The following is a 13,312-nucleotide window of genomic DNA, read 5'->3' as shown; positions in this document are numbered from 1 at the left end:
GCAAGCCAGCTCCCACAGGGATTTGCGGGTATCCGTTATCTGTCGGCTCACCCAAAACCTTGTGGGAGCTGGCTTGCCAGCGATAGCGGACTGTCAGTTACCGGATCTATCGAACTTGTCCGGATCTTCGTCTTCAGGCAGATCCTCATCCGGTTCTTCGGGAAAAGTGGTGGTGTGCGCCGGGCTGTTGGGTTGCGGGTGCGTGGGCACCGGGTCGAAGCCGCCCTGCTCTTCACTGGGGAATCTGGGTGTGTTCATGAGGCACCTCGCAAAGAGTCATTGAATGAAGGCTCTTACATTCGAGGTGCCGTTGGTGGCTGTCGTTCCAGTCAATTCACCAACCAGGGTCGGTGAAGCGACTGACGGTCAGGATCGCGCCTGCAACTGCGCGACGATCTTGTCTTTGACCTGCAAGCGTTTCTCTTTGAGTTTCTTCAGGGTGTCATCGCTGGGTGCATCCGAGGTCGCCGTCTCGGCCTTGACTACTTCGGCGTCCGCCTGGGAATACTTGTTGATCAGTGCATCCAGAAATGGATCCTCGGTGCGTTTTTGCTGGATCTCTTCCTTCGTAAGCTTCAAATCCTGATACAGGTCATGAGTCACCGGCATGGAACACCTCCGTCAGTTGATCGGCAGCCAACGCGACCGATTGCGCTGGCCCGTTATCAGAATGGCCTTGGTCGGGCCGTTCTGTCGACCTCCTGTCAGACCAGCGGTGGCCGTTCGTCGCCCTGTCGCAAATACGATAAAACCTTTGGTCGTCGCCTTCCCTCCATTGAATAACGCTCACAAAAACCTGCGTGGAGAAAAACCAATGGACGGATTCAACCTGCGTCATCTCGTTCTGGCTGTCGCCCTGAGTGCCGGCATGGGCAGTGCTTTCGCTGCCACTTCCAACAGTTTCGTCGACAACGCCGCAGCGGGCGGCATTGCGGAGATCGAAACCAGCCGCCTGGCCCTGGAAAAAAGCCAGTCCGCTGACATCAAGGCTTTTGCCAACATGATGATCACCGACCACAGCAAGGCCAACGATGAGCTGGCCAGCATTGCCAAGGCCAATGACATCGAAGTCCCGGACTCCACCACCCTGGTCAAGCAGGCCAAGGAAAAGATCCTCGACATGCGCGATGAATCCTTCGACGCGGCCTACGCCAACAACCAGGTCAAGGCCCACGAAGAAACCATCGAACTGTTCAAGAAAGAAGCCAACACCGTGACCGACGACAAGACCAAGGGCGCTACAGAGCTGAAAGCCTTCGCGCAGAAAATGCTCCCGGCGCTGGAAAAACACCTGACTGCCGCCAAAGAGCTTCAAGCCAAACACCCGAGCAAATAATCCGGGTGCTGTACAGCAAAAGGCCGCATTCATTGAATGCGGCCTTTTGTCGTTTCAGCGCGATCAACCGCCGTCGGTGTCGATGTCGGCATCGGTTTCTTCACCGGGCTTCGGACGATCGGGCTCAGGTTCAAACCCCGGACTGAACTCGTTGTCGTTGTCAGTGTGTTTGTTCTTCTGATCCACTGCCGGATCGGCGCTTGGCGCTTGCTCGGTGCCACCCGTGGGTTGCGTTGGCGGGCTCTGGCCCGGCACTTGCGGGTCGATGGCCGGGTCGTTGCGATTGATCGGTTCGGCATCCGGTCTCTGCTGCTGTTGCGATTGCTCGTTCATAGCCACCTCGTTTTTCAATGCTGGCGCGACTCAAACCCGCCGGCCTTGTATATTCGAAGCCGCTACGGTGCCAACGTTCAAAACATCGCTGGTTCGAGGGGCGCCGACTAGAGTTACCGGGGCATTCCTTGCGCCGGATCAAAAATATCCTTGCGCACCTGAACAACTATTTTGAACGGCAAAGGTCACTGACTTCGCACCGGTCATTTTTTACAGAACCGGCCCCAATACGCTACGGAGCAACAGGCACATGGCAGCACTGCAGAACAGCACACTCGATGCGATGAAGAACAAACAACCACAACTGCTGAGCGAATGGATCAACGGCCTGGAAGCCAGCGGCGCCACCCGTAACCTCAAAGACCATGACCTGCAACAGCAGACCAGCGAATTCCTGCAGTTGGTGATCAACGGCCTGCAGGGTGACAACGGCAGCAACATCAACGCGCCGGGTTGGGAAGCCACCCGCCAGTTCCTCGAAAAGCTCTCGCATAGCCGCGCTCAGCTCGGTCAGGACTCGCAACAGACTGCCAGTTTCATCTTCGCCCTGAAGGGCCCGCTGTTTGCCCTGCTGCAAGCGCACTATAAAGAACAGCCTGCGCTGCTCGCCGAACAACTCTGGGAAATTTCCGAACTGTTCGACGCCTTCGGCATGCACACCATCCGCACTTTCCAGAAGTCCCGTGAAGCGGTGATCAAGCGTCAGCAGGAAGAACTGCTGGAATTGTCCACGCCGGTGGTCAAGCTGTGGGACGGTGTGCTGGCGCTGCCGATGATCGGCACCCTCGACTCGCAACGTACTCAAGTGGTGATGGAGTCCTTGCTGCAACGCATCGTCGACACCGGTTCGGAAATCGCCATCATCGACATCACCGGCGTGCCGACCGTCGACACCCTGGTCGCCCAGCACCTGCTGAAAACCGTGACCGCGATTCGCCTGATGGGCGCCGACTGCATCATCAGCGGCGTGCGTCCGCAAATCGCCCAGACCATCGTGCACCTGGGCCTCGACCTGCAAGGCGTGGTGACCAAGGCCAACCTGGCCGATGCCCTGAAACTCGCCCTCACCCGCCTGGGCATCAGCCTCGGCAAAGCGGTCTGAGCCGATGGAACGTATCCCGATTCTTCAAATGGGCAAGTTCCTGCTGGTCACCATTCAGGTCGACATGCATGACCAGCTCGCCCTCACGTTGCAGGACGACTTGTCCGAGCGCATCAGCAAGACCTCGGCGCGTGGCGTGCTGATCGACATCTCGGCGCTGGATATGGTCGACTCGTTCATTGGCCGGATGATCAGCACCATCTCCGGCCTGTCGAAAATCATGGACGCCGAAACCATGCTGGTCGGCATGCAGCCGGCGGTGGCGATCACCCTGGTCGAACTCGGCCTGACCCTGCCGGGTGTCAGCACCGCACTGAACGTCGAGCGCGGGATGAAACTGCTGCAGGAACGAGTAGACCGGCAATGACCGTACGCAGCAGCGGTACTCAACCCATCCATATCGAGCAGGATGTCGTGCTTGCACGCCAGACCGCACGCAAACTGGCCACCGAATGCGGGATGCGCCTGATCGACCTGACCAAAATGGTCACGGCGGTCAGCGAACTGGCCCGCAATACCATGGTTTACGGTGGCGGCGGCGACATGGACTGGCAGATTCTCGATGAAGATCACAAGGTCGGTCTGCGCCTGACGTTCCGTGACGAAGGCCCCGGTATTGCCGATATCAAACTGGCGATGACCGACGGCTGGACTTCCGGCAGCGGTATGGGCCTGGGCCTGACCGGGGCAAAACGCCTGGTCGAAGAGTTCGAACTGGACACCGAGCCCGGCAAGGGCACCCGAATAACGATCACCCGATGGACATGAATATCGCGGGGTCGCTGACCCAGGTGCTGCTGATCGAAGACAGCAGCCAGATCGGCCATGCCCGGCGTACCGCGCAACGGCTCGCCGAGCAACATGGCTTTGATGCAACCGATGCCGGACGTGTGGCGCTGGTCGCCACCGAACTGGCGAGCAACATACTCAAGCATGCCAGTCGCGGCGAGTTTCACCTGCGTCTGTTGCCGCGTCCCGGTGGATTCGGCATCGAAATGCTCGCGATCGATCGCGCCCTGGGCTTTGATCTGGACGCCTGCCTGACCGACGGCTTTTCTACCGGCGGCACTCAGGGCATCGGTCTGGGTGCGGTGGCACGCCAGACCGAAGTGTTCGACGTGCACGCCGACGCCCGTGGCGCGGTGCTGCTGGCGCGTTTGTATCCACGCAGCGACCGGCAGCCCGATTTGCGTTACGGCGTCAGCCAGCATTCGCTGCACAACGATCCGGCGTGTGGCGACACCTGGCACTTGGCGTACAACGGCGCCAGCGTCAGCGCACTGGTGATCGACGGTCTCGGCCACGGTGAAGATGCCGAGCGCGCGGCCAAGGCCGGCGAGCAAGTGTTCGCCCAGACGCCGTTCGCCAGCCCGGTGCTGCTGATGGAGGACATGCACCGCGACATGATCGGCAGCCGTGGCGGCGCCGCCGCATTCGCGCAGTTCAATGCCGCCCGCGACAGCCTGACCTTTACCGGCGTCGGCAATATCGGTGCCTGCCTGATCGCCGCCGACAAATCGCGAGGCCTGGCTTCGCATCCGGGCATCGTCGGCGGCCAGTACCGGAAAGCCCAGCCCTTTGACTATGCTCACGTGAACGGACATCTATTGATCATGTACAGCGACGGCTTGCAGTCCCGTTGGAACCTTCAAGACTACCCCGGTCTGGTGCATCGCCATCCCGCCGTGATAGCCAGCGTCCTGCATCGCGACTTCTGTCGCGGGCGCGACGATGTAACGGTGCTGGTCGTTGCCCTGGAGGCCGCCCATGGCTGAGTCGCCACCCCTGAATGCCGCCGAACAGGCTGCGCTGATCGCCCGATTGCAGAGCGAGACCGCGGCCCTGCGCGAGGAACTCGACGAGACCAACCAGGGCGTGCTGGCGCTCTACGCCGAACTCGACACCCAGGCCGAAGAGCTGAGGCAGGCCTCGGACCTGAAAAGCCGCTTCCTGTCGTACATGAGCCATGAGTTCCGCACCCCGCTGGGCTCGATCCTGAGCATCAACAGCCTGCTCGCCGACGAACTCGACGGCCCGCTCAGCCCCGAGCAGCACAAGCAGGTGGCGTTCGTCAGCAGCGCCGCGCGTGAACTCAGCGACATGGTCGATGACTTGCTCGATCTGGCGAAGATCGAAGCCGGGCGGATCACCATTTCTCCGGCATGGTTCGACATGTTCGACCTGTTCTCCGCCCTGCGCGGGATGTTCCGGCCGATTGTCGACGCTTCGGCAGTGGACCTGATCTTCGAAGAACCGGTCGGCCTGCCGCGCCTGTACACCGACGACAAGAAACTCGCGCAGATCCTGCGCAACTTCATTTCCAACTCGCTGAAGTTCACCACCCGTGGTGAAGTGCGGGTCTCAGCGCGCCTGGAAGGCTCGGACAAAGTCCGCTTCGCCGTCAGCGACACCGGTATCGGTATCGCGCCGGAGCTGCATGGTGCATTGTTCGAGGACTTCTCGCAGGTCGACTCGCCATTGCAGAAACGCCTGCGCGGCACCGGTCTCGGCCTGTCGCTGTGCAAGCGCTTCGCCGCCCTGCTCGGCGGCGAGGTCGGGATGGACAGCGCCCCTGGGGTCGGCTCGACCTTTTTCGTGATCATTCCACTGGCGCTCGCCTTGGAGAACGTCGATGAAACGTGACATCCGTCTATTGATCGTCGACGACAACGCCGCCACCCGCTACGCCTTGCGCCGGCGTCTGGAGCGTCATGATTACGAGGTGCTGGAAGCCGGTACTGGCAGCGAGGGCCTGGCGCTGATCGCGAGCGAGGTTCTCGATGCACTGATCCTCGACGTCAACCTGCCGGACATGAGCGGCTTCGATATCGTGCGCATCCTGCGCGCCGATGCACGCACCGCATTGCTGCCGGTGATCCACGTGTCCGCCGCGTCGATCCAGACCGGCGACATCATCACCGGCCTCGACGCCGGCGCCGATGCCTACCTGATTCACCCAGTGGACCCGGACGTGCTGCTGGCGACCCTGCGCACCCTGCTGCGGGTGCGTGATACTGAAAACGCGCTGCGCGAGAGCGAGGCCCGGTTCCGCGAGATTTACGTCAATGTCTCGGCGCCGATTGCCGTGCTGGATGCCAACCTCAAAGTGCACGAGTGCAACCACGCCTTTGCGCAGATGATTCAGGACAACCGCGCCCTGGACACCCTCAGCGAATGCTTTGACCAGAACCAGAGCGCAATCCTCAATGAGCTGCGCCTGCGACTGGTCGATGGCGAACGCTGGAAAGGCACGCTGAACATGCGCGTGCAGGGCGAGATCCGCGAAACCGAATGGCAGATTTCGCCGTACCGCACGCCGCAGCTGAGTCTGGTATTCGTCGAAGATGTCACCGAACATCGTCATCGCGAACGCTCGCACCTGGCACAGCTGGACGACACCACCACGCAACTGGCCAAGGAAGTCGCCGAGCGCGCGCGCGCCGAGTCGCAGTTGCTGCAAGTGCAGAAGATGGACGCACTGGGCAAGCTCACCGGCGGCATCGCCCACGACTTCAATAACCTGTTGACCGGGATCATCACCAGCCTCGAACTGATCCAGAAACGCATGGCCGATGCGCGTCCGGACAAGGTGCAGTTCTACGCCGAAGCCGCACTCAATTCGGCGATGAGTGCAGCGTCCCTCACCCATCGCCTGCTGGCCTTCGCCCGTCAGCAGCCGCTGGACACGCGACCGGTGGACATCAACGAGCAGGTGCGCTCGCTGGAAGAATTGCTGATGCGCACCATCGGCGAACGCATCACCCTCAAACTTGAGCTGACCAACAAACCGGCGATCGCCCTGGTCGATCCGGTGCAACTGGAAAGCGCGGTGCTGAATCTGGTGATCAACGCCCGCGATGCGCTGCCCAAGGGCGGCAATATCTGGGTCAACACCTATGCCGCGTATTCCCATGGCGATCCGAACATGGCCGATGGCGCGTATGTCGCGTTGTCGGTACGCGACGATGGCACTGGCATCGAGCACAGTGTGATCGACAAGGTCTTCGACCCGTTCTTCACCACCAAGCCGCTGGGTCAGGGCACCGGGTTAGGGCTGTCGACCATCTACGGTTTCGCCCGCCAGTCCGGTGGCGATGCACATATCCGCAGCGTGGCAAGGCGCGGTACGGAAGTGACGATCATGCTGCCGGCCACCAGCGACCCGACCGGAGCGGATATCGCGCCGGTGGTTGTCGATCCGCAGGGTTCGGGCGAGCACGTGCTGATCGTCGAGGACATGCCGGCGGTGCGCATGTTCGTCACCGAAGTGCTGGAGGATGCCGGTTATCGCTGCACCCAGGCGGCGGATATCGAAACCGCGCTGGAGCGTTTGCAGAATGACCCGACGATCGACCTGCTGCTGAGCGACGTCGGTCTGCCGCGCATGAGCGGCCGGGAACTGGCGGACGTGGCGCGGGGCTGGCGTGAAAGCCTGCCAATTCTGTTCATGACCGGTTACGCCGAGACCGCGATCAATCGTCAGGTGTTTCTGGGCAGCGGCATGGAAATGCTGGTCAAACCCTTCCAGATCAGCGAACTGCTGGACAAGGTCCGCCGCACGCTTGATGGTGCCTGACACACCGCCATCGCCAGCAGGTTGGCTCCCACAGGACTGAGGCAAACCTCAGATGTTGTGAACACCACAAAAAACCTGTGGGAGCGAGCTTGCTCGCGAAGGCGTCGGTACATCCAGCCTCTTCATTGCCTGACCCACCGCTTTCGCGAGCAAGCTCGCTCCCACACTGGATCTGTGTTCATCACCCACCGTGTGCACACCACAAAACCTGTGGGAGCCGGGCTTGCCCGCGATGACGGTGGTACTTCCAGCAACTTCATTGCCTGACACACCGCTTTCGCTGGCAAGCCAGCTCCCACACTGGATCTGGTTGATCACCCATCCTGTGCACACCACAAAATCCTGTGGGAGCGAGCCTGCTCGCGATGGCATCGATACATCTGGCATCTTCATTGCCTGACACACCGCTTTCGCTGGCAAGCCAGCTCCCACACTGGATCTGGTTGATCACCCATCCTGTGCACACCACAAAACCTGTGGGAGCCGGGCTTGCCCGCGAAGGCGTCGGTACATCCAGCATCTTCATTGCCTGACCCACCGCTTTCGCGAGCAGGCTCGCTACCACACTGGATCTGTGTTCATCACCCACCCTGTGCACACCACAAAATCCTGTGGGAGCGAGCTTGCTCGCGAAGGCGTCGGTACATCCAGCCTCTTCATTGCCTGACCCACCGCTTTCGCGAGCAAGCTCGCTCCCACACTGGATCTGTGTTCATCACCCACCGTGTGCACACCACAAAACCTGTGGGAGCCGGGCTTGCCCGCGAAGGCGTCGGTATATCCGACATCTTCATTGCCTGACACACCGCTTTCGCTGGCAAGCCAGCTCCCACACTGGATCTGGTTGATCACCCATCCTGTGCACACCACAAAATCCTGTGGGAGCGAGCCTGCTCGCGATGGGGCCGGTGCTATCGGCTCAAAGCCCGCGCCAGAAATGGTGCGGTGCGGCTCTTCTTGCTCGCTGCGACTTTCTGTGGGGTGCCGACGGCGACGATTTTGCCGCCCTGATCTCCGGCCCCCGGGCCGATGTCGATTACCCAGTCACTCTGCGCCACCACGCGCATTTCATGCTCGACCACGATCACCGTGTGTCCCGCCGTGACCAGTGTATCCAGTTGTTCCAGCAGCCGATCGACGTCCCGTGGATGCAGCCCGGTGGTCGGTTCATCCAGCACATACAGGGTCGCGCCGCGCTGATTGCGCTGCAGTTCAGTCGCCAGTTTGATCCGTTGCGCCTCGCCGCCGGACAGTTCGGTGGCCGGTTGGCCCAGCCGCAGGTAACCGAGGCCGATGTCACGCAGCACCTCCAGCGAGCGACGAATGCCCGGTTGCTCGCCGAACACTGCGACCGCCTCTTCAACGGTCAGTTGCAGCACCTGCGCAATGCTCAGACCTTGCCACTCAATCGCCAGGGTCTGCGGGTTGTAGCGCGCGCCATGACAGGTCGGGCACGGCGCATACACGCTCGGCATGAACAGCAACTCGACACTGACAAAACCTTCACCCTCGCAGGTCGGGCAGCGGCCCTTGGCGACGTTGAAGGAAAACTGCCCGGCGTCATACCCCGCCGCCCGCGCCTCGGGTGTGGCGGCGAACAGTTTGCGCACGTTGTCGAACAACCCGGTGTAGGTCGCCAGGTTCGAACGCGGCGTGCGGCCAATGGGTTTCTGATCAACCTGCACCAGCCGCTTGATCGACTCCAGCCCCGCCGTCACCTGACCACTGCTGGCCTGCGGCGCGTCGTCTTCAAGACTGAGTTCTTCCGGCTCCTCCTCAACCACCGGCCGCCCCAACTGCGCGCCGACCAGTTCGAGCAACGCCTGACTGACCAGGCTCGACTTGCCCGAACCGGACACACCGGTCACCGAGGTGAAACAGCCCAGCGGAAATTCAGCGCTGAGGTTGTGCAGGTTATTGCGGCTGATCCCGTCAAGTCTCAGCCACCCTGTGGGCTTGCGCGCGATGCGGGTCTGCCGCTGGCTCTCGGCAAACAGATAGGCGCGGGTCTGCGATTCGTCGATCTCGGCCAGCCCGGCCGGCGGGCCGCTGTACAACACCCGCCCACCCTTCTCGCCCGCCGCCGGGCCGACATCGATCAGCCAGTCGGCACGGCGCATGGTCTCCAGATCATGCTCGACCACAAACAGCGTATTGCCGTCGGCCTTCAAGCGCTGCAAGGCCTCGAACAACGCCTCGCCATCGGCCGGATGCAAACCGGCGGACGGCTCGTCGAGCACGTAGATCACACCGAACAGTTGCGAACCCAGTTGCGTCGCCAGGCGCAAACGCTGCAGCTCGCCGGACGACAGCGTCGGGGTGCTGCGCTCCAGCGCCAGATAACCCAGGCCCAGATCGGTCAGGGTGCTGACCCGTTCCAGCAGATCCTCGGCAATCCGTTGCGCCGCCAGGCGTTTTTCCAGCGACAGGTTCGGCGTGTGGCGTAAGTCCGGCGCACTGGCGTGACCGCTGGCACCGTGGGCCACGCGTTGCTGGCGGGCTTCGCGGGTTTGCGCATGGCTGAGGGTTTCGCCGCTTTCTTCGGCCTGCTGCAGATACGTCGCCGCGGCCACTGGCCGCAGTACCTCGGCCACTTGCAGCAACGGCATCTGCGACAGTTCACCGATGTCGTACCCGGCAAAGGTCACCGACAACGCTTCACGCTTGAGGCGTTTTCCGTCACACAACGGGCACGGGCTGCCGAGCATGAACTGCGAAACGCGCTTCTTCATCAGCGCACTTTGCGAGTGGGTGAAGGTGTGCAGGATGTAACGCCGGGCGCCGGTGAAAGTGCCCTGATAACTCGGCTCCATCTTGCGCTTGAGGGCGACCCGGGTTTCTCCCGGGGTCAGCCCGGCGTACACCGGCACGGTCGGGGTTTCTTCGGTGAACAGAATCCAGTCACGCTGCTTTTTCGGCAGTTTCTTCCAGGGAATATCGACGTCGATGCCCATGGTCACGAGGATGTCGCGCAGGTTCTGCCCCTGCCACGCCAGCGGCCAGGAGGCCACGGCGCGTTGGCGGATGGTCAGGTTCGGATCAGGCACCATCAGCGCCTCCGTCACCTCGTAGACCCGGCCCAGACCGTGGCACTCCGGGCACGCGCCTTGCGGGGTGTTCGGCGAGAAGTCCTCGGCATAGAGCATCGGCTGCCCCGGCGGATAACTGCCGGCACGGGAATAGAGCATGCGAATCAGGCTCGACAAGGTGGTCACGCTGCCCACCGACGAACGCGTGCTCGGCGTACCGCGCTGCTGTTGCAGGGCCACGGCGGGCGGCAGGCCTTCGATGGAATCGACGTCCGGCACCCCGACCTGATCGATCAGCCGCCGCGCATACGGCGCCACCGACTCGAAATAACGCCGCTGGGCTTCGGCGTACAACGTTGAAAAGGCCAGCGACGACTTGCCCGAACCCGAAACCCCGGTGAACACCACCAGCGCGTCGCGAGGGATATCGATGTCGACATTCTTCAGATTGTGTTCGCGGGCGCCACGCACCCGAACCATGCCGGCGGGTGCTTTGGAATTACGCTTGGTAGTCATTGGCGGGCCTTGATCGGAAAATGTAAGTCGAACCCAAAACCTGTGGCGAGGGAGCTTGCTCCCGCTGGGCTGCGAAGCGGCCCCAAATCCAGACGAATCAACCCGGCAAGTAAACCGCGGTTTCCGGGTTTACGACTGCTGCGCAGCCGAGCGGGAGCAAGCTCCCTCGCCACAGGGAATCAGGCACTGAGCACCGAGCGAATCATCTGCAACAAAGCCTCCGGACCATACGGTTTGCCGAGCAAGTGCGTGTCCGGACTCAACTGGTGGTTGCGTGAAATGATGTCGCGGGTGTGGCCGGAGGTGAACAGCACCGCCACCGGCGGCGTCTGCACTTTGGCCCAGGCTGCCAAATCGGAGCTCTTGATCAACCCTGGCATCACCACGTCGGTGAAAATCAGATCCACCTCGATACCTTCCAACAACATTTGCATCGCCACGTCGCCGTTGCCGGCGGTCAGTACGCGATAACCTTCTTCGCGCAGTAACTCTACCGCCGAGGCGCGCACGGCGTCGTTGTCCTCGACCACCAGAATGGTCTCGTGGCCGCCCCCCTGTTGCGGGTCGACGCTCGGCGTCTCATCGAGAACCGGACGCAGGCTGCGCGGAAAGTACAGTTGCACCCGTGTGCCCTCGCCCACGGTACTGTCGATCTCGACGTGGCCGCCGCTCTGTTTGACGAAACCGAACACCATGCTCAAACCGAGCCCGGTGCCCTGGCCGTCGGCCTTGGTGGTGAAGAACGGCTCGAACACCTGCTCGAGCATTTGTGGCGCAATGCCAACGCCGGAATCGCTGACCATCACTCGCACGAAATCGCCGGCAACGATGCCTTTGCCCGCGCAGAAATTGCTGTCCAGCCGAGTATTGAGGGCGCTGAGGACAATCGTGCCCTCGCCCTTCATCGCATCCCGGGCGTTGATCGCCAGATTGAGAATGGCGTTTTCCAGTTGATTGCGGTCGACGTTGATGTGCCACGGTTCCTGCGGCAACTGCACATCGATCTGAATGGTCTCGCCCAACGCACGCTGGAGCAATTCGCCGACACCATCGAAGATCTGCCGTGGATCGCACACCGCCGGCGACAAGGGCTGACGTCGGGCGAAAGCAAGCAATTGCGACGACAGCTTGGCCCCGCGCTCGACCGCCGCCAGCGACGCGCTGACCCGGCGTTGCACGTTGGCGTTGTCCGGCTCATGCCGCGCCAGCAAGTGCAGATTGCCGGCGATCACCTGCAGCAGGTTGTTGAAGTCGTGGGCCACGCCGCCAGTGAGGCCGCCGATGGCTTCAAGCTTCTGCGACTGGCGCAGTTGCTCTTCCGCCGCCAGCCGCGCGCCCACTTCATCAGCCACCCGTTGTTCAAGGTTGCGGGTGAATTTGAGCAGGGATTCTTCAGCGTTCTTGCGCTCGTGGATGTCGATCAACACGCCGGGGAAACGAAACGCTGCGCCGTGTTCGTCGAACTCGCAGGCACCGCTGGCCAGCACCCACAGGTAGCTGCCGTCCGCGCGTCGCACGCGGTACTCGGCGTTGTACGGCTCGCCGGTCTGCACCGAATGGCTGACCCGATCATGCACCCACGCCAGATCGTCCGGGTGGATCCGCGCTTCGCAGTAGGACTGCGGCAGATTGCTCAAGTCCTGATCCGGTGGATACGAAAACGTGCGGGCGAAACGCTCATCCGCCGACAGCACATTGTGCTTCACGTCCCAGACAAACGAGCCAAGCAAGGCCCCGGCATTCAGCGCCAGCCGCACCCGCTCATTGTCAGCGCGATAGGCATCTTCAGCGGCCTGACGCAAACGTTCCGAATGCATGAACTCGGTAGTCTCGACCACCATCGCCATCACCCCGGCGGGCACGCCGTCATCGTTGGCCACCGGGCTGTAATACAGATCCATCCAGACGTCTTCGGGCACGCCATCGCGCAGCAGCACCAGTTCCTTGTTGCGGTACGACAAGGTGCCGCCCGCCAGACAGGTGTCCACCACATGCCGGTTGAAATCGGCGACTTCCGGCCAGCCCAGTTCCACCGGCGAACCCAGCAGATACGGGTGGCGGCCACCGGCAAACTGCGAGTAGGCATCGTTGTAGATCATGTAGCCGGCACGGCCCCAGAGCATGACCATCGGCAACGGCGACGCCAGCATCAATTGCACCGCGCTGCACAGGCTCGCAGGCCAGTTCTGCAGCGGACCGAGTTCGGTGTCGCTCCAGTCGAACGCACGAATACGCCCGGCCATCTCGCCTTTCCAGCCGTCACACCCGTGACTTTCGGATAAAAACTGCATCGATTGACTCGGTGTCCTGTGGTGTCTGCCCGATAAATCGCAACGCTGACGAACGCGGCGCCCGTCTGTTTCGAGCGCCGCCGACCGCATTGGTTTCATTGAAGGTATAGCCGATTTCACACCGCGGCC

Annotated in this window: 12 protein-coding genes; 7 read left to right on the top strand and 5 right to left on the bottom strand. The window is 61.9% G+C overall.

Translation table 11 applies throughout. The features are described 5' to 3' along the window. Nucleotides 1-93: 93 nt before the first annotated feature. The gene (locus tag ACU680_RS04825) at nt 94-258 is read right to left on the bottom strand and encodes a hypothetical protein (RefSeq protein ID WP_448178793.1); all 165 of its coding nucleotides are present in this window, start codon (nt 256-258) and stop codon (nt 94-96) included. A gap of 108 nt (nt 259-366) precedes the next feature. Beyond that, nucleotides 367-609 carry an HP1242/YdcH family protein gene (locus ACU680_RS04820; RefSeq protein ID WP_003225561.1) on the bottom strand — a complete coding sequence of 81 codons (243 nt, stop codon included), beginning with the start codon at nt 607-609 and terminating at the stop codon, nt 367-369. Nucleotides 610-814: 205 nt separating this feature from the next. Between ACU680_RS04820 and ACU680_RS04815 the strand changes: the two genes are divergently transcribed. After that, entirely contained in the window at nt 815-1,336 is a 522-nt protein-coding gene (locus tag ACU680_RS04815; protein WP_367084333.1) for a DUF4142 domain-containing protein, read from the top strand. Nucleotides 1,337-1,399: 63 nt separating this feature from the next. On the opposite strand, the gene ACU680_RS04810 is transcribed toward ACU680_RS04815, so the two are convergent. Next, a complete protein-coding gene (locus tag ACU680_RS04810; protein ID WP_448178792.1) occupies nt 1,400-1,669 on the bottom strand; it encodes a hypothetical protein in 270 nt (89 codons plus the stop codon). 250 nt (nt 1,670-1,919) lie between these two features. Between ACU680_RS04810 and ACU680_RS04805 the strand changes: the two genes are divergently transcribed. Genes ACU680_RS04805 through ACU680_RS04780 form a run of 6 tightly spaced genes read left to right on the top strand, consistent with a single transcriptional unit; the run spans nt 1,920 to nt 7,347 of the window. After that, a complete protein-coding gene (locus ACU680_RS04805; RefSeq protein ID WP_448178791.1) occupies nt 1,920-2,771 on the top strand; it encodes an STAS domain-containing protein in 852 nt (283 codons plus the stop codon). Nucleotides 2,772-2,775: 4 nt separating this feature from the next. After that, on the top strand, nt 2,776-3,138 hold the full coding sequence (locus ACU680_RS04800; protein WP_007912539.1) for an STAS domain-containing protein: 363 nt from the start codon (nt 2,776-2,778) through the stop codon (nt 3,136-3,138). After that, on the top strand, nt 3,135-3,539 hold the full coding sequence (locus ACU680_RS04795; RefSeq protein ID WP_003225570.1) for an anti-sigma regulatory factor: 405 nt from the start codon (nt 3,135-3,137) through the stop codon (nt 3,537-3,539). The genes ACU680_RS04800 and ACU680_RS04795 overlap by 4 nt, the downstream gene beginning before the upstream one ends. Next, entirely contained in the window at nt 3,536-4,546 is a 1,011-nt protein-coding gene (locus ACU680_RS04790) for an ATP-binding protein (RefSeq protein WP_448179126.1), read from the top strand. The genes ACU680_RS04795 and ACU680_RS04790 overlap by 4 nt, the downstream gene beginning before the upstream one ends. After that, nucleotides 4,539-5,414 carry a sensor histidine kinase gene (locus tag ACU680_RS04785; protein ID WP_367084328.1) on the top strand — a complete coding sequence of 292 codons (876 nt, stop codon included), beginning with the start codon at nt 4,539-4,541 and terminating at the stop codon, nt 5,412-5,414. Before ACU680_RS04790 ends, ACU680_RS04785 begins: the two co-directional genes overlap by 8 nt. Continuing rightward, complete coding sequence (locus tag ACU680_RS04780; protein ID WP_448178790.1) at nt 5,404-7,347, top strand: response regulator; 1,944 nt, start codon at nt 5,404-5,406, stop codon at nt 7,345-7,347. The genes ACU680_RS04785 and ACU680_RS04780 overlap by 11 nt, the downstream gene beginning before the upstream one ends. A gap of 911 nt (nt 7,348-8,258) precedes the next feature. Here the strand turns inward: ACU680_RS04780 and ACU680_RS04775 are convergent. Beyond that, nucleotides 8,259-10,892 carry an excinuclease ABC subunit UvrA gene (locus ACU680_RS04775; protein WP_448178789.1) on the bottom strand — a complete coding sequence of 878 codons (2,634 nt, stop codon included), beginning with the start codon at nt 10,890-10,892 and terminating at the stop codon, nt 8,259-8,261. A 179-nt stretch (nt 10,893-11,071) separates the two neighbouring features. Further along, complete coding sequence (locus ACU680_RS04770; RefSeq protein WP_448178788.1) at nt 11,072-13,183, bottom strand: hybrid sensor histidine kinase/response regulator; 2,112 nt, start codon at nt 13,181-13,183, stop codon at nt 11,072-11,074. Between the last annotated feature and the right edge of the window lie 129 nt (nt 13,184-13,312).

The sequence above is a fragment of the Pseudomonas sp. LF020 genome (assembly GCF_053456425.1).
Note: the sequence above shows the minus strand (reverse complement) of the source record. Positions and strands in the feature narration are given on the sequence as shown.

What these genes read in the sequence shown, in the direction of transcription:
- ACU680_RS04825 (WP_448178793.1), bottom strand. Translation starts at nt 258, where the DNA reads ATGAACACACCCAGATTCCCCAGTGAAGAGCAGGGCGGCTTCGACCCG.
- ACU680_RS04820 (WP_003225561.1), bottom strand. Translation starts at nt 609, where the DNA reads ATGCCGGTGACTCATGACCTGTATCAGGATTTGAAGCTTACGAAGGAA.
- ACU680_RS04815 (WP_367084333.1), top strand. Translation starts at nt 815, where the DNA reads ATGGACGGATTCAACCTGCGTCATCTCGTTCTGGCTGTCGCCCTGAGT.
- ACU680_RS04810 (WP_448178792.1), bottom strand. Translation starts at nt 1,669, where the DNA reads ATGAACGAGCAATCGCAACAGCAGCAGAGACCGGATGCCGAACCGATC.
- ACU680_RS04805 (WP_448178791.1), top strand. Translation starts at nt 1,920, where the DNA reads ATGGCAGCACTGCAGAACAGCACACTCGATGCGATGAAGAACAAACAA.
- ACU680_RS04800 (WP_007912539.1), top strand. Translation starts at nt 2,776, where the DNA reads ATGGAACGTATCCCGATTCTTCAAATGGGCAAGTTCCTGCTGGTCACC.
- ACU680_RS04795 (WP_003225570.1), top strand. Translation starts at nt 3,135, where the DNA reads ATGACCGTACGCAGCAGCGGTACTCAACCCATCCATATCGAGCAGGAT.
- ACU680_RS04790 (WP_448179126.1), top strand. Translation starts at nt 3,536, where the DNA reads ATGAATATCGCGGGGTCGCTGACCCAGGTGCTGCTGATCGAAGACAGC.
- ACU680_RS04785 (WP_367084328.1), top strand. Translation starts at nt 4,539, where the DNA reads ATGGCTGAGTCGCCACCCCTGAATGCCGCCGAACAGGCTGCGCTGATC.
- ACU680_RS04780 (WP_448178790.1), top strand. Translation starts at nt 5,404, where the DNA reads ATGAAACGTGACATCCGTCTATTGATCGTCGACGACAACGCCGCCACC.
- ACU680_RS04775 (WP_448178789.1), bottom strand. Translation starts at nt 10,892, where the DNA reads ATGACTACCAAGCGTAATTCCAAAGCACCCGCCGGCATGGTTCGGGTG.
- ACU680_RS04770 (WP_448178788.1), bottom strand. Translation starts at nt 13,183, where the DNA reads ATGCAGTTTTTATCCGAAAGTCACGGGTGTGACGGCTGGAAAGGCGAG.